Raw genomic sequence first — 19,019 nt, 5'->3', positions numbered from 1 at the left:
GACCTTCCCCCGCAAGCGGGGGAAGGAGAGCAGGTGGCGGCCCCCTCCCCACAAGCGGGGGAAGGAGCAGGCGCAGGCTCCCTCCCCCGCGACGCGGGGGAGGGCTGGGGTGGGGCACGCGGCATTGCGACGGGCACGACAAGCCTCCGGCAGTTGCCCCCATCCCGACCTTCCCCCGCACGCGGGGGGAAGGAGCAGGTCGTAGCTCCCTCCCCGCAAGCGGGGGAAGGAGTGGGGGGCGGTCGCTGTCCCAACCCCGAGACCGGGGCAGGACGTCGCCGCAGCGATGCCGCCACCCCCCACGCACTACATCCGGAACACCCCGAACCTCGCCGGCTCGATCGGCGCATTGAGCGAAGCCGAGATCCCCAGCGCCAGCACCCGCCGCGTATCGGCCGGATCGATGATGCCGTCGTCCCACAGCCGCGCGGTCGAGTACCACGGGCTGCCCTGGGTTTCGTACTGCTCGCGGATCGGCGCCTTGAACGCCTCTTCCTCCTCCGCGCTCCATTGGCCGCCGCGAGCCTCGATGCCGTCGCGGCGCACGGTCGCCAGCACGCTCGCGGCCTGCTCGCCGCCCATCACGCTGATGCGCGCGTTCGGCCACATCCACAGGAAGCGGGCGCCATAGGCGCGGCCGCACATGGCGTAGTTGCCGGCGCCGAAGCTGCCGCCGATCACCACGGTGAACTTGGGCACGCTCGAACACGCCACCGCCGTGACCATCTTCGCTCCGTCCTTGGCGATCCCCGCATTCTCGTATTTGCGGCCCACCATGAAGCCGGTGATGTTCTGCAGGAACACCAGCGGAATCCCGCGCTGGTTGCACAGCTCGATGAAGTGCGCGCCCTTGAGCGCGCTCTCGGAGAACAGGATGCCGTTGTTGGCGACGATGCCCACCGGATAGCCGTGCAGGTGGGCGAACCCGGTGACCAGGGTCTTGCCGTAGCGCGCCTTGAACTCGTCGAACTCGCTGCCGTCGACGATGCGCGCGATCACCTCGCGGATGTCGAACGGCCGGCGGGTGTCCTTCGGCACCACGCCATAGAGTTCTTCGGCCGGATACAGCGGCTCGCGCGCCTCGCGCACCGCGACCGGCAGGGTCTTGCGCCGGTTGAGGTGGCCCACGATGCGGCGCGCGATCTCCAGTGCGTGGCGGTCGTCCTCGGCGAAGTGGTCGGCCACGCCGGACACGCTGGCGTGCACGTCGGCGCCGCCGAGGGCCTCGGCGTCGACCACCTCGCCGGTGGCCGCCTTCACCAGCGGCGGGCCGCCGAGGAAGATCGTGCCCTGTTCCTTCACGATCACGCTCTCGTCGCACATCGCCGGCACGTAGGCGCCGCCGGCGGTGCAGCTGCCCATCACCACCGCGACCTGCGGGATGTTCTCCGCGCTCATCCGCGCCTGGTTGTAGAAGATGCGGCCGAAGTGCTCCTTGTCGGGAAACACCTCGTCCTGCAGCGGTAGGAAGGCGCCGCCCGAATCGACCAGGTACACGCAGGGCAGGCGGTTCTCGCGCGCGATCTCCTGTGCGCGCAGGTGCTTCTTCACCGTCATCGGGAAGTAGGTGCCGCCCTTGACCGTGGCGTCGTTGGCCACGACCACGACTTCCTGGCCCATCACCCGGCCGATGCCGCAGACCATGCCGGCCGCGGGCGCGGCGCCGTCGTACATGTCCTCGGCGGCGAGCGGCGCGATTTCCAGGAACGGCGAGCCCGGGTCGAGCAGGGCGGTGATGCGGTCGCGCGCCAGCAGCTTGCCGCGCCCGGTGTGCTTGCGACGCGCGGCCTCGCCGCCGCCGTCCGCGGCGCGTGCCAGGCGGCGCTCGAGCTCCTCCACCAGGGCGCGGTGGTACTGCGCGTTGTCGCGGAATTCCTGTGATCGGGGATCGAGCCGGGATTCGATGACCGTCATGGGTACGTGGCGGTTGGGCGGACCCGAAGGATACGTGAGCCGGCCCCCCGTCCGCTGACCCCTTCGCCACGAGGGGAAGGAGTGCAGCGACCGGTTCCCTCCCCCGCAAGCGGGGGAAGGGGCAGATGGTGGCGATTCAACAGGAGGGGGAAGGGGGCGGGAGGTGGCGTTTCAACAGGCGGCAGCAGGGGCAGCGACCGGCTCCCTCCCCCGCGTGCGGGGGAGGGTTGGGGGTGGGGGCGGGTCGTGTCGGTGCAGCTGATGGGTTGTCGCCTGTGGGCTGCCCCCATCCCAGCCTTCCCCCGCAAGCGGGGGAAGGAGCAGGTGGGGGCGTTTCAACAAGCGGGGGAGGGGCGGGAGGTGGCGTTTCAACAGGCGGCAGCAGGGGCGGCGACCGGCTCCCTCCCCCGCGTGCGGGGGAGGGTTGGGGGTGGGGGCGGGTCGTGTCGGTGCAGCTGATGGGTTGTCGTCTGTGGGCTGCCCCCATCCCAGCCTTCCCCCGCAAGCGGGGAAGGGGCCGGTGGTGGCGTTTCAACAAGCGGGGGAGGGGCGGGAGGTGGCGTTTCAACAGGCGGCAGCAGGGGCAGGTGTTCGGAGAACAAGAAGGCCCGCACTTGGCGGGCCTTCTCTCCGGTCATGCCAACCGCGATCAGTCGCGGGCGGCTTCCTCGGCTTCCGCGGCGGCGTCCTTCACCGCGCCGGCAGCGTCGGCAGCGGCTTCGCGGGTGGCGTCGGCAGCCTGGTCCGCGGCCTGCTCGGCCTCGGCGGCAGCCTGATCCATGGCGGCGTCGGCCTCGGCGGCCGCTTCCTCGGCGGCGGCTTCGAGCTCGGCAGCCGCCCGCTCGGTCTCGGCAGCGGCTTCGGCCGCGGCCCGTTCGGCGGCGTCGGCAGCCGCGGCGGCGTCCTGCCTGGCGCCGTCGGCGGTGTTTTCGCAGGCGGCAAGGGCGAGCACGCTCGCTGCGGCGATGGCGATGAGCTTGGCGTTCAAATGGTCTCTCCGGTGCAAGGGATTGGATTGTCGCGACCGGCCCCGGGTCCCCGTGGCCGCCCCGTCATTTTGCGGACCCGAATGTTCAGAAAAAGAGAAGCCGCCGGATGGCCGGCGGCTTCCCTCGACTGTCGCTTGGCGACGCCGGGATTACTGCTTGGCTTCCTCGGCGGCGTCGGCAGCGGCTTCCGCAGCGTCCTCGGCTTCCTCGGCGGCATCGGCAGCCGCGTCCGCGGCCTCGGACGTGGTGGCGGCAGCCGCGTCGGCAGCGGCGTCAGCAGCGGCGTCGGCGGCAGCAGCGGCCTCGTCGGCAGCCGCCTGGGCGGTCTCCTCGGTCGCGGTGCCCGCAGCCTCGGCAGCGGCCTCGGCAGCGTCGGCGGCTTCCTCGGCGGCGTCGGCAGCGGCGTTCTGCGCCTGCTGCTCGTTGCTGCAGGCGGCAAGGGCGAAGCCCAGGGCCAGCGCAAGCAGAGCCTTGTTGATGGTCATGTCGTTTCTTCCTCGTCGTAAAAGGTGAAAAACGCGCAAGCCTGCGCGCCGCCAACATGATGACAAGCCGTTGACGGCTGTCAAGCGGAATCCACTGGCCATTTTGTCAACAGGATGTTAACCGGACGCCACCAGATGCAGGGCTAGACCAGCTCCACGGCCACCGCCGTGGCCTCGCCGCCACCGATGCAAAGCGAGGCGATGCCGCGCTTGCCGCCGCGCGCACGCAGGGCGTGCAGCAGGGTCACCACCAGGCGCGCGCCGCTGGCGCCGATCGGATGGCCCAGGGCGGTGGCGCCGCCGTTGACGTTGAGCTTCTCGTGCGGAATCCCGAGTTCGCGGATCGGCGCCATCGCCACCACCGCGAAGGCCTCGTTGACCTCGAACAGGTCCACGTCCTCGACTTTCCAGCCGACCTTGTCGAGCAGGTTGCGGATGGCGCCGACCGGGGCGGTGGTGAACCACTCCGGCTCCTGCGACCAGGTGGTGTGGCCGACGATGCGGGCCAGCGGCTTGAGCCCGAGGCGGGCAGCCTCGTCGGCGCTGGTGAGCACCGTGGCCGCGGCGCCGTCGGAGATGCTCGAGGAACTCGCCGCGGTGACCGTGCCGTCCTTGCGGAAGGCCGGGCGCAGGGTCGGGATCTTGGCCACGTCGGACTTGCCCGGCTGCTCGTCGGTGGCGACCTCCACCTCGCCCTTGCGCGAGGCCACCTTCACCGGGACGATCTCGTCCTTGAACGCGCCCGACTCGATCGCCGCCTTGGCGCGCGTGACCGACTCGATCGCGAACGCGTCCTGCTCCTCGCGGGTGAAGCCGTACTTGTCGGCGCAGGCTTCCGCGAACACGCCCATCGACTGGCCGTCGTAGGGATTGGTCAGGCCGTCCCAGGCCATGTGGTCGACGAGCCTGGCGTCGCCGTAGCGCAGGCCCGGGCGCGCCGAGACCATGTGCGGGGCATTGGTCATCGACTCCATGCCGCCGGCGACGACGACCGTGGCCGAGCCGGCCTTGATCAGGTCGTGGCCGAGCATGATCGCCTTCATGCCGGAGCCGCAGACCTTGTTGATGGTGGTGCAGCCGGCCGACTTGGGCAGGCCGGCGGCGAGCGAGGCCTGGCGCGCGGGCGCCTGGCCGAGGTTGGCCGGCAGCACGCAGCCCATGATCACCTCGGACACGTCCTCGCCCTTGACCCCGGCCTGCTCGACGGCGGCGCGGATCGCGGCGGCGCCGAGGGTGGGCGTGGGCACACCGGTGAACTGGCCGAGCATGGAACCGATGGCGGTGCGCTTGGCACCGACGATGACGACGTCGCTCATGGCGGGACTCCGGGGGTGGGGGAGTAGAAGGAACCCGATTATCGCGCCCGCGCCGGCGGGGCGGCAAACCCGGTGCTGGTCGCGCGGCCCGCGTCGCGTATAGAGTCATCGGGCGCCCGGGACGGGCGTGCAGCGGGAGGACACGGCGATGTCGCAAATGGCGTGCGGTTGGCTGTCGCGGCTGTCGGTGGGACTGGCGGTCGCCCTGGCGCTGGGCGCCTGCGGGGGTGGCGGAGGCGGCACGCGCGCCGATCCGCCGCCGCAGGGCCCGCCGCCCGAGCCACCGCCGCCGCCTCCGCCCGCGCCGCCGCCATCGCCGCCGGTGGTGCAGCCGCCCGAGCCCGCCTACAGCCACCACCTCGCCTGGACCAACGCCGCGCAGGCGCACGAAGCCGGGCTGGACGGCGCCGGGATCCGCATCGGCGTGATCGACAGCGGCGTGCAGCGCAACCATCCCGCGCTCGCCGGCCGGGTGGTGGCCAACCTCCATTACCTCGATCCGCGCAGCAACGACCTGTCGGTCGACGACGTCCACGGCCACGGCACCGCGGTGGCGCAGGTGATCGCCGGCCGGCCGTTCGGCCGATGGCCCGGCGGCCTGGCGCCGGGTGCGGAGATCGTCTCGGCGCGGATCATCAGCGACACCCCGCCCGAGGACGACGGCAGCGGCCAGGGCAACGAGATCTCCGGCCCGCTGGGCATCGGCCCGATCCACGACGACCTGGTCGCGCAGGGCGTGCGGATCATCAACAACTCCTGGGGCGGCCTGTACTGGACCGACCCCGCGGCGACCGCGCAGATCGCCGCCGAATACCGGCCCTTCGTCGTCGAGCGCGGCGGCCTGGTGGTGTTCTCCGCGGGCAACTCCGGCTTCGAAGACCCGTCCGACACGGCCGCGCTGCCGAGCCAGCCGGGCAGCGGCGGAAGCCGGCCCGCGGCCGACCTCGAACGCGGCTGGCTGGCGGTGGCCGCGCTGGCCGAGGGCAGCGACTCGCAGCTGGCCTACTACTCCAACGCCTGCGGGCTGGCGATGGACTACTGCCTCTCCGCGCCGGGCACGGTGGTGGTGACCGGCACCGACGATGCCCCCGACGCGCCTAGCTACTGGCGCTGGTCGGGCACCTCGTTCGCCGCGCCGATCGTCTCCGGCGCCGCGGCCCTGGTCTGGGAGGCGTTCCCGTACTTCGACAACGACCTGGTGCGGCAGACCCTGCTCGGCACCGCCACCGACATCGGTGCGCCGGGCGTGGACCCGGTGTTCGGCCACGGGCGCCTCGACGTCGGCGCCGCGGTGCGCGGACCGGAGCGGCTGGACTGGGGCGACGTGGTCGCCGACTTCGACGGGCTCACTTCGGCCTGGCGCAACCCGATCACCGGCGACGGCGGCATCGTCAAGCGCGGCGACGGCCGCCTGGTGCTCACCGCCCCAGGCGATTACCGCGGCGACACGCGGGTGGAGGCGGGCACGCTCGTGGTCGATGGCGAGCTTGCCAACACCCGCGTGCTGGTCGGTCGCGACGGCACCCTGACCGGCCGTGGCGGGATCGGCATGCAGATCCACAACTCCGGGACGGTGGCGGTCGACGTCGACAACGCGCTGGTCGCGCGGGGCGACTACGTGCAGGCCGCCTCGGGCACGCTGTCGGTGCAGGTGGGCAGCCAGCTGAGGGTGCACGGTACGGCGACCATCGAGGGCGGCACGCTGCACGTGTCCGGCCTCGCGCCGGGCTACGTGGCCCAGGCCAGCGAAACCGTGCTCACCGCGCTCGGCGGCCTGGAAGGCCGGTTCGATGCGCTGAGCTACGCCGCGAGCCTGTTCCTGGAGGCCGGGCTGGCCTACGACTACGACCTGGACGAGGTGATCCTGGAGATCGCGCGCCTGGACGTCATGGCCGCCGCCAAGCGCCTGCCGTCCGTATCGCCCGCGGGCCTGGCCGCGGCGCGGCGGCTGGAGCAGGCGTTCGCGCGGATCGACGCCGGCGGCGCGGACGCGGCGGACGATGCCGTGCTCGCGCTGGCCGGCCGCTTCCAGGCCCTGGCGGACGAACGCGCTGCCGCGTCCGCGCTCGACAGCCTGTCCGGCGAATCGCACGCGCTGGCCACCAGCCTGGCCTTCGACGCGATCGACATCGGCCGCCGTGCGCTGTCGGCGCGGGTCGAGCGGATGGGTCCCGGCAACGCCGCCGGCGCCTGGCGCCAGGCGCTGGGCGTGAGCGGGCAGGGCACCGGCATCGCCGGTGGCGGTTTCCACCTCGATGGCTGGATGATCGGCCGCGACCACGCGCCGGCGCCGGGCCTGGTGTCCGGCTTCGCGTTCGGCGAGGTCCGCGCCGAAGGCCGGGTGGGCGGCAACCACGACCGCAGCCGCGGCCGGCAGACGGCGGCCAGCGTCTACCTCGGTCGCCTGGGCGCGGACGGCTACGCCCTGGGCCAGGCCACTTCGGGCCGCTTCGATCGCGACATTGAACGCTGGCTGTTCGACGGTCCGGACGCCCGCGCCGGGGTGCACGGCACCACCTCCGGAGGCTACGCCAGCCTCGCGGTAGAGGCCGGCCGCCACCTGCATCGCGGCGCGTGGCGACTCACTCCCTACCTGGGCGCCGACCATGTGCGAATGCGTAGCGACGGCTTCGAGGAATGGGGCAGCGCCTTCGCCCTGCGCACGGCCGATGCCACGCTGGCCCGCACCCAGGCCACCGTGGGCCTGCGCGCCCGCCGCGACTGGCGCGGCGCAAGCCTCCGCGCCTGGTCGGAATGGCAGCAGACCCTGCAGGCCGAGGGCTTCGCGCTGCAGGCCAGCCTCGCCGGGATCGACAGCTGGTCGCCGCTGCCGCTGGCCGACGCCGCGAAGCCGGGCGGCCTGGTCGGCCTCGGCCTCGACACCTGGCTGGGCCGCGCTGGTCGCCTGGAGCTGGGCGTCGACCAGCGCTTCGGACCGCGCGGCGGCGACCGCATGGCGCACCTGCGATACCTGCTGGCGTTCTGAATGGGACGAGGAAGGGATGGACGGTTGTAACAGGGGCAGGGGCAGGGACGCTGCCCCCTTCACCGATGGCCGGCTGGAGGGGCGCAGCCGCCGGCCATTCGCCCGTCACGGCCGGAAGCAAGCCCGGAACGCAGGCAAGGCCCCCGCAGGAGCTGCTGCCCTCAGTGGTTCCCGGCGAACAACTCCCGCCCGATCAGCATCCGCCGGATCTCGTTGGTCCCTGCCCCGATGGCATACAGCTTCGCATCGCGCAGGATCCGCCCGGTCGCGTACTCGTTGATGTAGCCGTTCCCGCCCAGCGCCTGGATCGCCTCGAGCGCCACCTGCACCGCGGCCTCGCTGGCATGCAGCAGGCAGCTCGCCGCGTCGATGCGCGAGCGGTGCCCGGCGTCGTAGTCGCGCGCCACCTGGTAGGCGTAGGCGCGCGAGGACTGCAGCGCGGTGTACATGTCGGCGATCTTGGCCTGCATGATCCCGAAGCTGCCGATCGGCTGCCCGAACTGGCGCCGCTCGCGCACGTAGGGCAGGGCGATGTCGAGCGCGGCCTGCATCAGCCCCAACGGCCCGCCGGTGAGCACCAGGCGCTCGGTGTTGAGCCCGCTCATCAGCACCTTGACCCCGTTGTTGACCTCGCCGAGCACGTTCCCGGCCGGGATCTCGCAGTCCTCGAACACCAGCTCGCAGGTGTTGGAGCCGCGCATGCCGAGCTTGTCGAGCTTCTGCGCGGTGCGGAAGCCCTTGAAGCCCTTCTCGACGATGAAGGCGGTCATGCACTTGCTGCCGAGTTCGCGGCTGGCGGTGCGCATGTAGACCACCAGCACGTCGGCCTCGGGGCCGTTGGTGATCCACATCTTGCTGCCGTTGGCGATCCAGCGGTCGCCCTTGAGTTCGGCGCGGCAGCTCATCGAGCCGACCACGTCGGAGCCGGCGCCCGGCTCGCTCATCGCCAGCGCGCCTTTCCACTCACCGCTGCACAGCTTTGGCAGGTACTTCTCGCGCTGGGCCTGGTTGCCGTTGGCGTACAGGTTCGACACGCAGAGGTTGGAGTGCGCGCCGTAACTCAGGCCGACCGAGCCGGACGCGCGGGAGATCTCCTCCATCGCCACCAGGTGGGCGAGGTAGCCCATGTCGCTGCCGCCGAACTCGCCGGGCACGGTCATGCCGAGCAGGCCCAGTTCGCCGAGCCTGGGCCACAGGTCCTGCGGGAACGCGTTCTCCTCGTCGATCCGCGCCGCGCGCGGCGCGATCTCGGCCTCGGCGAACCGCCTCACCGCCTCGCGCAGCGCATCGATCTCCTCGCCAAGCGGAAACGTCCGCATTCCATGCTCCCTGATGGACTGTTTCACATGCTACTACTTTGCCGGGCGGGACCGGCCGCGCCCGCCGACGACCCGGCACGGCGCCCGCTTCAATCGCCCAGATCCACGTAGCGTACCCACTCGCGTGTCCCGAAACGCGAACGCGGCCACCGTCCACGCGCCAACCTCCAGCTCCCTCCCCGCGTGCGGGGGAGGGTTGGGGTGGGGCATCGGAGCACGGGAACGGTGATGCCACGGCGAGAGCCAGGTGGCCCCCATCCCGGCCTTCCCCCGCAAGCGGGGGAAGGAGTCGGGGCGCTTGCGGCGCAACCGCCTTGGCTCCCTCCCCCGCAAGCGTGGGAAGGGGCAGGAGCGCGCGGCGCGGCTTCTTTGGCTCCCTACCCCGCGTGCGGGGGAGGGTGGGGTGGGGGCATCGGAGCACGGGAACGGGGATGCCACAGCGAGGGCCAGGCGGCCCCCATCCCGGCCTCCCCCCCGCAAGCGGGGGAAGGAGTAGCGCGCGAAAGCGGTGCGCCGGCGTGGTGCTGGAACTTGCGGGCAGCCTCAGCCGCCGCGCATCCGCCCCTGGAAGCGCGGGGCGCTGCGGCCCATCGGCAGCTTGAGCTTGCCGATGGTGGCGATGCGCTCCTCGGCCAGGCGGTCCGCGGCCTGGTAGGTCGGGATGCCGTCGCGCTCGGCGATCTCGAAGATGCGGGTAAGGTTGTGGTAGATCGTGCGCATCATCCGCATCGCGCGTTCGCGGTTGTAGCCGTCGATCTCCAGAGACACGTTCATCACGCCGCCGGCGTTGACCGCGTAGTCGGGCGCGTACAGCACGCCGCGGCGCTCGAGCTCGTCGCCGATCGCGTTGCTGGCCAGCTGGTTGTTGGCCGCGCCGCACACCACCTTGGCCTTGATCCGCGGCAGGGTCTGCTCGTTGAGCGTGCCGCCCAGGGCGCAGGGCGAGTACACGTCCACGTCCACGTCGTAGATGTCGTCCGGGGCCACGGCCTCGGCGCCGAGTTCGCTCACCGCACGGTCGATGCGGTCCTGGTGGATGTCGGTGACGAACAGTTTGGCGCCGCGCTCGCTCAGCAGCTTGGCGAACTCGAATCCGACATGGCCCAGGCCCTGCACGGCGAAGCTGTACTTGCCGATCTCCTCGTCGCCGAAGCGACGGTTGAGCGCGGCCATCAGGCCCTGCATCGTGCCGTAGGCGGTGAACGGCGAGGGGTCGCCCGAGCCGCCGTGCACCTGGTGCACGCCGGTGACGAACTGTGTCTCGCGGAACACGAACTCCATGTCGTTGACGTCGATGCCGACGTCCTCGGCGGTGATGTAGCGACCGCCCAGCGAATCGACGAACTGGCCGAAGGCGCGGAACAGGGCCTCGGACTTGTCCTTGGCCGGGTCGCCGATGATCACCGCCTTGCCGCCGCCCAGGTTCAGGCCGGCCACAGCGTTCTTGTAGGTCATGCCGCGCGACAGGCGCAGCACGTCGTCCAGGGCCTCGGCATCATTCTTGTACGGCCACATCCGGGTGCCGCCCAGGGCCGGGCCGAGCACGGTGTTGTGGATCGCGATGATGGCCTTCAGGCCGACGTCGGGGTTGTGGCAGAACACGACCTGCTCGTGGCCGTAGTGTCCAATCTGTTCGAAGATCATGGATATAACTCCGTCGCGGGCGCCGCGCGCGTGGTCGCGGGGCCCTTCCAGGCTCGGCTGGATGGCATGGGTTGGCCGGCGGTCTGGATCGCCCGCAGGGGCAGCCGGAAAGTTTCAGGTGAGCGAATTCTACGCCGGCAAGCGGAAATTGCCCGTGACTTTCGGCAGGGGAGGGCGGGGGTGGGCGAGGGGGCACGGTCGGGCATCGCGGCTTCGTGGCGTGCCCCCATCCCGGCCTTCCCCCGCAAGCGGGGGAAGGGGCAGGAGCGTGGCTGCGTTGGCTCCCTCCCCCGCTTGCGGGGAGGGCCGGGGTGGGGGCGGGCGGCGAGGGAGCCGGAAGGGCCCCATCCCTCAGAGCTGCGATTCCACCGGCAGCCACCCCACCAGTCGCGCCAGCATCCGCGGCCACAGGCCGGACTCGGGCTCGTGGTCGAGCACCACCGGCGGCTCCGAGGCGCGGTCCAGCCAGCGCAGCTCGCCGTCCCCGTCCAGGTACACCCAGTAGCTGTTGTCCTTGTCCGACAGCCGCAGGTACTCCTCGCGCAACGCGAGCGCCAGCGGCACGTCGTCGAACAGCACGCCCATCTCGGTATTGAGGTCGATCGAGCGCGGGTCGATGTTGAACGAGCCGACGAAGCCGTAGCGGTCGTCCACCACGAACGCCTTGGTATGCAGGCTGGCCCCGCTGCTGCCGAACAGGCTCGCCTCCGACTGCGTCACCTGCGGCCGCATCTCGTACAGCTTCACCCCGGTGCGCAGCAGGCGCTTGCGGTAGTTGGCGTAGCCGCCGTGCACGGCCACCACGTCGTTGGCCGCCAGCGAGTTGGTGATCACGCCCACGTGCGCCTCGCGCTCGCGCACCAGGGCCGCCAGCGCCGCCACGCCTTCGTCGCCGGGCACGAAGTAGGGCGAGATCAGCAGCGCCTTGCGCCGGGTCTCGCGCACCACCTCGAACAGCTCGGCCACCAGGTAGGTGCCCGGCTGGGTTTCCTTCCACTTCAGCGGCGGGTCGGAGAGCACCCGGATCCGGTCGGTCCAGTGCGGCTCCAGTTCCTGGGCCAGGTAGGCGCGCAGGTTGGGCGAGAGGTCCACGCGGTCGAGATAGCGCCGCGCGAGCCGGCCACGCGCCTCCTCCTTGATCGCGGTGAGCACGGTGTCGAGCTTCTGCCGCGGCTTGGAGTTGAGCCGGTCGATCGGCACCACCGCGTCGCTGTTCCAGAACGTGTCGAAGATGGCGCTGGCCTGTTCCACCTCCGGCCCGAACAGCAGTACGTCCAGGTCGCGGAAGTTGGTCTCGCCGTGGGCGTCGAAGTACTCGGTGCCCACGTTGCGCCCGCCCACGATCGCCACCCGGTTGTCCGCGATCCAGGCCTTGTTGTGCATCCGGTAGGTGATGCTGAACATGCGTTGCACCATCTCGACCAGGCGGCCGAGGCCCTCGCGGTTGCGGAACGGGTTGTAGACGCGGATCTCGATGTTCGGATGCGCGTCCAGCGCCAGCAGCGCCGCGTCCTTGCCCGAGGTGTTGATGTCGTCGAGCAGCATGCGCACGCGCACGCCGCGCTCGGCCGCCTTCCATGCCTCGTGCATCAGCAGGTGGCCGGTGAGGTCGTCGTGCCAGATGTAGTACTGCAGGTCGAGGCTGCGCCCGGCCTTGCGCGCGGACAGGGCCCGGGCGGCGAACGCATCCAGCCCGTCGGGCAGCAGGATCGCCCCGGTCTTGCCCGGGTGCCGCGCCAGCAGCGGCTCCAGTTCGCGGTCGAGCTCGGTCTGCCCCGGCTGCACCGGCAGCGCGAAGCCGGGGAGGCCGGTGGCCGGCGGCATCAGGTGGTCGGCCAGCAGCATGCCGCTGCCCACCAGCATGGCCAGCGAGAACAGGCCCCAGGCCAGGATGCGTTTGATGCGCTGCTTCATCGGATGCCGGGGTCCTGGGGCGTCGTGGCGTGGCGGGGCCTGGTGGGCGGGGTGGATGGGGTCGCAAGTGTGGCATTTGCGCCACGCACTGTCCTTCCCCCCGCTGGAAAGGGCAGCCGCGGGCGTCCAGCGGAGGCTGGCCGCCGTTCCGGGGCTGCCACGCCATGCCCTCCCGAACCTCCGCGCTGGAAACGCTGGCGTCGGCGGGGGGCGGCGCGCCAAGCGTGGCAAAGGCATGGCACGCTGGACCCGGTTGCGCGCCCCGCGCAGGCAGGAAACCGCCCGAAGGCCGCGACACCCCCGCGCTACAATTGGTCACATCTGAAATCATTCCGGAGTGCGCCATGGCCACGCCCGCCAACCAGCTCCCCGCGCGCCAGTCCAACGCCACCCCGCTGCGCTTCGTCACCGCCGCCAGCCTGTTCGACGGGCACGACGCGGCGATCAACATCATGCGCCGCCTGATCCAGGCCCAGGGCGCGGAAGTCATCCACCTCGGCCACAACCGCTCGGTCGAGGACGTGGTGCGCGCCGCCCTGCAGGAGGACGCCGACGCCATCGCCCTGTCCAGCTACCAGGGCGGCCACGTCGAGTACTTCAAGTACATGGTGGACATGCTGCGCGAGCGCGGCGCCGGCCACATCCGCGTGGTGGGCGGGGGCGGGGGCACGATCACGCCCGAGGAAATCCGCGAGCTCGAGGCCTACGGCGTCGAACGCATCTACCACCCCAACGACGGCATGAAGCTGGGCCTGGTGGAGATGATCGAGGACGTGGTCGAGCGCGTGTCCAGGGCGCGCGACGCGCGCGCGGCCGAGGCCCGCCAGCCGGCCGGCACCCGCCCGTCGCTGGACGACGAGATCGCCATCGGCCGCGTGCTCTCCGCGATCGAGGACGGCGCGTACTCCGACGCCGAGCTGGCCATGCTGCGCAAACGGTGGGCCGCGGGCGCGGCCGGCCATGCCGGTCCCACGCCGGTCATCGGCATCACCGGCACCGGCGGCGCCGGCAAGAGCTCGGTGACCGACGAACTGCTCAACCGCTTCCTGTCCTGCTTCCCGCAGATGCGCATTGCCGTGGTCTCGGTGGACCCGACCCGCCGCCGCACCGGCGGCGCGCTGCTGGGCGACCGCATCCGCATGAACTCGCTGCGCAGCCACCGCGTGTACATGCGCTCGATGGCCACCCGCCGCCAGAACGTGGCCACCAACGCGGTGCTCACCGACTGCATCGCCTTCCTCAAGGGCCTGGGCTACGACCTGGTGATCGTCGAGACCGCCGGCATCGGCCAGAGCGACTCGGAGATCGTCGACCTGGTCGATTTCCCGATGTACGTGATGACCAGCGACTACGGCGCGCCCAGCCAGCTCGAGAAGATCGACATGATCGACTACGCCGAGCTGATCGTGCTCAACAAGTACGACAAGCGCGGCGCCGAGGACGCCCTGCGCGACGTGCGCAAGCAGTGGAAGCGCAACCGCGCCGCCTTCAACGTCGCCGACGACGACGTTCCCGTCTATCCCACCATCGCCAGCCAGTTCAACGACCCCGGCATCAGCTGGATGTTCGTGAACCTGTGCCGCCTGCTGCGCGAAAAACTCAACCTCCCGGGCACCCCGGTGGCCCCTGCAGGAGCGGCTTCAGCCGCGACCCCAACCCCGGCCAACGACGAAACCCCTGGAGCGACGGTCGCGGCTGAAGCCGCTCCTACAGCCGCTCCTGCAGCCGCCCCGGCGGCCGTGCCCGCCGCCCCCCGCTGCGACTTCAACCCCCGCATCGACACCTCGGTCCGCGAACCGCGCGCCACCGTCCTGATCCCCGGCAACCGGGTCCGCTACCTGTCCGAGATCGCGGAGCAGGGCAGGGCCATCAACGCCTCGATCGAGAAGCAGGCCGAGGCCGCCGACCGCGCCCAGGCCTGCTGGCAGGCGCTGAAGGAGCTCGACGACCCCAGGCTGCCGAAGCCGCTCGAGCTCTACGACGCCGCCGACCTGCTCGCCGGCGGCGGCACCCCTCTTCCCCCGCCCAGCGGGGGAAGTCCCCGCGAAGCGGGGGATGGGGGCGGGCCCGACGCGAGCGAAGCCGCCCCCCACCCCGACCCGTCCGGCTCCGCGCAGCGCGCCGGGCGCCCGGACGGTCCGCGCGGCAGTGCCGCGCAAGCGGATCATCCTCACCTCCCGCACGCGGGGGACGGGGCGGCGGTCGTCGACCGCTCGCTGCTCACCCTGCGCCAGCGCTACAACGACGCCATCCAGTCCATCGAAGCCGGGCATTTGCGCAACCTGCGCGAGTGGCCGCAGCGGCTGAAGTCCATCACCGACGAGGTCAACGAGTACCAGGTCCGCGGCAGGACCATCCGGGTCGAGAACTACCGAGAGTCCCTCAGCCACCAGAAGATCCCCAAGATCGCCGCGCCCAGGTACCGCAGCTGGGGCGAACTGCTCGCCTTCCTCGGCAAGGAGAACCTGCCCGGCTACTACCCCTACACCGGCGGCGTGTACCCCTACCGCCGCACCGGCGAGGACCCCACCCGCATGTTCGCGGGCGAGGGCACGCCCGAGCGCACCAACCGCCGCTTCCACTACCTGAGCCTGGGCCAGCCGGCCGCGCGCCTGTCCACCGCCTTCGACAGCGTCACCCTCTACGGCGAGGACCCGGCGCCGCGCCCGGACATCTACGGCAAGATCGGCAACTCCGGCGTCAACATCCCCACGCTGGACGACATGAAGAAGCTCTACTCGGGCTTCGACCTGTGCGCGCCGACCACCAGCGTGTCGATGACCATCAACGGCCCGGCGCCGATCATCCTCGCGATGTTCATGAACTGCGCCATCGACCAGCAGGTGGAGAAGTACCTGCGGGCCGATCCGCAGCGCTGGGCCGAGGCGCAATCGAGGATCGACGCCTTCTTCGAAGGCCGTGAGCGCCCGCGCTACCACGGAGAGCTGCCCAAGGGGAACGACGGCCTCGGCCTGGCCTTCCTCGGCATGACCGGCGACCAGCTGGTGGACCCCGAGACCTACGCGAAAATCAAGGCCGAGACGCTGTCCACCGTGCGCGGCACCGTGCAGGCCGACATCCTGAAAGAAGACCAGGCCCAGAACACCTGCATCTTCAGCACCGAGTTCGCCCTGCGCATGATGGGCGACATCCAGCAGTACTTCGTCGACCACAAGGTCCGCAACTTCTACTCGGTGTCGATCTCGGGCTACCACATCGCCGAGGCCGGGGCGAACCCGATCAGCCAGCTCGCTTTTACCTTAAGCAACGGCTTCACCATCGTCGAATACTACCTGGCGCGCGGGATGAAGATCGACGACTTCGCGCCCAACCTGTCGTTCTTCTTCTCCAACGGCATGGACCCGGAGTACACCGTCATCGGCCGCGTCGCCCGCCGCATCTGGGCAAGAGCGATGCGCGAGCGCTACGGCGCCAACGAGCGCTCGCAGATGATGAAGTACCACATCCAGACCTCCGGCCGATCCCTGCACGCCCAGGAGATCCAGTTCAACGACATCCGCACCACGCTGCAGGCCCTGTACGCCCTGTTCGACAACTGCAACAGCCTGCACACCAACGCCTACGACGAGGCCATCACCACGCCGACCGAAGAGAGCGTGCGCCGCGCCGTGGCGATCCAGATGATCATCAACAAGGAGCTGGGGCTGAACTACTGCGAGAACCCCTGGCAGGGCAGCTTCATCGTCGAGCAGCTCACCGACCTGGTGGAGGAGGCCGTCTACAAGGAGTTCGAGGCCATCAGCGAGCGCGGCGGCGTGCTCGGCGCCATGGACACCATGTACCAGCGCGGCAAGATCCAGGAAGAGAGCCTCTACTACGAGCAGAAGAAGCACGACGGCAGCCTGCCCCTGATCGGCGTCAACACATTCCTGCCCAAGGAGCACGGCGGCGAGGTGGCCGCCGAGATCGAGCTGATCCGCTCGACGGAGGAAGAGAAGGCCCAGCAGATCGCCAACGTCCGCAACTGGCAGTCCATCCGCAACCGCCTTGCCTCGCTCCTTCCCCCGCCCGCGGGGGAAGGCCGGGATGGGGGCACCCCCACCACCGACGATTCCAATTCACCTGAAACCATCGCCACCGAGGCCCACGACGGGCACGGCCTGGGCTATCTTCAGGACACCGCGCGCCGCCGGGGGAACGTGTTCGAGGCGCTGATGGACGCGGTCAAGACCCACTCATTGGGGCAGATCAGTCATGCCTTGTATGAGGTGGGGGGGGAGTATCGGCGGAATATGTGAAGTTCCGCGGAACGTTTATTTATGAGGAGTTCGCGGTGGCACAGAAGAAGGCGAAGAAGGGTGAGCTAGAGGCTCAGTTGTCGGCGGCGCAAGCGGAAGTGCGAGCCGACGGATATGAGATGTCAATCGGCGAGCTAATTAGCATCTATGAAAAAGGTGAGATTCAAATATCACCTCGATATCAACGTCTCTTCCGGTGGTCACTCGATCAGAAAAGCAAGTTCATTGAATCCATTCTGATCGGCATTCCTATACCGCCAATATTTGTTTTCCAGTCGTCAGATGGCAAGTGGGAGCTGGTGGATGGTCTTCAGCGAGTTTCTACTCTGCTCGAGTTTAGAGGGGTTCTTCGTGGAAAGTCCGGAAAGAGGCAGGTAGCGTCTAAACTTTCCGGTACAGCTCTTATGCCTGCGCTTGAAGGCGCTGCCTGGGAGGGAACCGGTGCTCTACCGGAGCCGCTGAAGCTGCGATTGCAGCGTGCCCGGATTCGGGTGGAAATACTCCAAACAGGTAGCAGCCCACGTAGCCGATTCGAGCTGTTCCAGCGACTCAACACCGGAGGCTCGTTGCTCACTAGGCAAGAGATCAGAACTTGCTCAGTGATCATGGCAGATGAGAGCTTCCAGACTTGGCTGGAGAAGCTAAGTTCGAACAAAGATTTTCTGGACTGCACGAAGTTGACTCCCAGCGCTAAGGAGCGTCAGCGGGGAGTTGAGCTGGTGATCAAGTACTTGGTCTTCAATTTGGTCGAGTACAAGGCCGAGTGGGACCTGCATGATTACTTGGACGAAGGGGTGGTAAGTCTAGCTCTTGACAAAAAGTTTGATCGCGTGGCGGAGGAGAAAAAGTTCAAGGATGTTTTCAATTTAATCAACAAGGCACTCGGGCAGAAGGCTTTCAGAAGGGAGTCCTCTGGGCGTATAGTTGGATCGTTCTCGGATGCGGCATTTGAGGCTCTTGCTATAGGCGTACGGGCTAACCTAGCTGCTATCGCGAAGAAGCCCGGCACGCTTGTGGCCAAGGTTGCCGACATGTGGTCCGATGATGCGTTCAAGAAGAACACCGGCGCAGGCGTACGCGGCACCACTCGCATCGTTAAGATCGTTCCGTTTGCGCGGGCGCACTTTAAGTAGGCGCTATGGCGACGCCAAAAGTCAGAACCTTATCGCAACTTGCAGAGCTTGTAGACGGCGAGTTGGGTTGGAGAAAAAAGGAACTTTCCTATCTCAAGACTGCTATTGACAGGAGTGCATCGAGCGCCCGTGCCACTTACTTGAGAGCTTCAGTAGCGCTTCTCTACGCACATTGGGAAGGTTTTGTGGTCGCGACGCTGCGCCTCTATGTTAGTTACGTGCATATGCAGAGATTGACGCTGCGTGAGATCACGCCAGCGATGCGCGTGGGAGGGGTTATATCCAAGCTGAGGCAGCTGGAACTATCGCCGAGCTCATTGAATCGCGTGCGTCTACTGGTTGATTACGAAGAATCGCTTAGTAGGCCTGTCGACTTGAAGGCAGATAAGCTAATCGACGCGGAATCTAATCTGAATGCGAATCGGTTTATTGGATTAGTCGCTTGCGCAGGAATTGATGTGTCATCATTTGAGACGGCCAGTATTTTCCTCGATGAGGCATTGCTGGCAAAGAGAAATGCTATCTGCCATGGCGAAGATGTAGATATTGATCGCGAGGCGTACGAGTCTATACAGTCTCAAGTTCTTGATCTCATGGAGCGCGTGAAGAACGAGGTCGTGAACAGCGCTGTAGAAGCAAAATTCAGGGAAAAGAAAGAAAATGGCTAAAGGGTACGGAGTGGAGTGACCCGGGTTCTTCGGACAGTGGACCTAGGGCACATACCCCAGGCGATTGAGCCGCTCTTCGTACTTTGCCGGCGATTGGTAGCCTAGAGCCGAGTGCATGCGTGTCCGGTTGTAGAAGGTCTCGATGTAATCGAGCTAAAGTGGACGGAGGTGATTAATCCAGAGCAACAGGGACGAAGGTGGTTAATCTGTCTTAGTTGCCTCCGTCTCCTTTCCCGCAACACGCCAGCCGCGTGATCGGTGACTGCGTAAGCTTCCCCGGTCGGTAGACACCCAATAAGTAGAACTTTCTGGCATCTTTTCCCCGCCAGGAGGTTGTATGAAGAAGTCGAAGTTCACCGAGACCCAGATCATTGCCGTGCTCAAGCAGGGCG

Annotated in this window: 11 protein-coding genes; 4 read left to right on the top strand and 7 right to left on the bottom strand. The window is 68.6% G+C overall.

Features of this window, described 5'->3' with window-relative positions; translation table 11 throughout:
• Positions 1-306: 306 nt before the first annotated feature.
• The 4 genes from FQY79_RS00055 to FQY79_RS00040 all read right to left on the bottom strand — a co-directional run bounded on the left by FQY79_RS00055 (position 307) and on the right by FQY79_RS00040 (position 4,704).
• Positions 307-1,914 (bottom strand): carboxyl transferase domain-containing protein, encoded by a 1,608-nt coding sequence (locus FQY79_RS00055; protein WP_146309600.1) that lies wholly within the window; start codon positions 1,912-1,914, stop codon positions 307-309.
• Between the two features lie 649 nt (positions 1,915-2,563).
• Complete coding sequence (locus FQY79_RS00050) at positions 2,564-2,902, bottom strand: hypothetical protein (protein WP_146309598.1); 339 nt, start codon at positions 2,900-2,902, stop codon at positions 2,564-2,566.
• A gap of 150 nt (positions 2,903-3,052) precedes the next feature.
• Positions 3,053-3,388: a hypothetical protein gene (locus FQY79_RS00045; RefSeq protein WP_146309596.1), complete on the bottom strand. Its 336-nt coding sequence runs from the start codon at positions 3,386-3,388 to the stop codon at positions 3,053-3,055.
• A 143-nt stretch (positions 3,389-3,531) separates the two neighbouring features.
• Positions 3,532-4,704 (bottom strand): thiolase family protein, encoded by a 1,173-nt coding sequence (locus FQY79_RS00040; RefSeq protein ID WP_146309594.1) that lies wholly within the window; start codon positions 4,702-4,704, stop codon positions 3,532-3,534.
• 148 nt (positions 4,705-4,852) lie between these two features.
• Here FQY79_RS00040 and FQY79_RS00035 point away from each other — a divergent pair, with 148 nt between their 5' ends.
• Entirely contained in the window at positions 4,853-7,690 is a 2,838-nt protein-coding gene (locus FQY79_RS00035; protein WP_146309592.1) for a S8 family serine peptidase, read from the top strand.
• Positions 7,691-7,851: 161 nt separating this feature from the next.
• Here FQY79_RS00035 and FQY79_RS00030 read toward each other — a convergent pair whose 3' ends face one another.
• The 3 genes from FQY79_RS00030 to FQY79_RS00020 all read right to left on the bottom strand — a co-directional run bounded on the left by FQY79_RS00030 (position 7,852) and on the right by FQY79_RS00020 (position 12,567).
• A complete protein-coding gene (locus tag FQY79_RS00030; RefSeq protein ID WP_146309590.1) occupies positions 7,852-9,009 on the bottom strand; it encodes an isovaleryl-CoA dehydrogenase in 1,158 nt (385 codons plus the stop codon).
• Between the two features lie 543 nt (positions 9,010-9,552).
• The gene (locus tag FQY79_RS00025) at positions 9,553-10,653 is read right to left on the bottom strand and encodes a Glu/Leu/Phe/Val dehydrogenase dimerization domain-containing protein (protein ID WP_146309588.1); all 1,101 of its coding nucleotides are present in this window, start codon (positions 10,651-10,653) and stop codon (positions 9,553-9,555) included.
• A gap of 351 nt (positions 10,654-11,004) precedes the next feature.
• Positions 11,005-12,567 carry a phospholipase D family protein gene (locus FQY79_RS00020; protein ID WP_146309586.1) on the bottom strand — a complete coding sequence of 521 codons (1,563 nt, stop codon included), beginning with the start codon at positions 12,565-12,567 and terminating at the stop codon, positions 11,005-11,007.
• Between the two features lie 344 nt (positions 12,568-12,911).
• Here FQY79_RS00020 and FQY79_RS00015 point away from each other — a divergent pair, with 344 nt between their 5' ends.
• The 3 genes from FQY79_RS00015 to FQY79_RS00005 are packed head-to-tail and all read left to right on the top strand — an operon-like array spanning position 12,912 to position 18,627.
• On the top strand, positions 12,912-16,826 hold the full coding sequence (locus FQY79_RS00015) for a methylmalonyl-CoA mutase family protein (protein WP_146309584.1): 3,915 nt from the start codon (positions 12,912-12,914) through the stop codon (positions 16,824-16,826).
• Positions 16,827-16,861: 35 nt separating this feature from the next.
• The gene (locus FQY79_RS00010) at positions 16,862-17,959 is read left to right on the top strand and encodes a DUF262 domain-containing protein (RefSeq protein ID WP_146309582.1); all 1,098 of its coding nucleotides are present in this window, start codon (positions 16,862-16,864) and stop codon (positions 17,957-17,959) included.
• 5 nt (positions 17,960-17,964) lie between these two features.
• Entirely contained in the window at positions 17,965-18,627 is a 663-nt protein-coding gene (locus tag FQY79_RS00005; protein WP_146309580.1) for an MAE_28990/MAE_18760 family HEPN-like nuclease, read from the top strand.
• The last annotated feature ends 392 nt before the right edge of the window (positions 18,628-19,019 follow it).

The organism is Luteimonas wenzhouensis, assembly GCF_007859305.1.
Lineage (GTDB): Bacteria > Pseudomonadota > Gammaproteobacteria > Xanthomonadales > Xanthomonadaceae > Luteimonas > Luteimonas wenzhouensis.
Note: the sequence above shows the minus strand (reverse complement) of the source record. Positions and strands in the feature narration are given on the sequence as shown.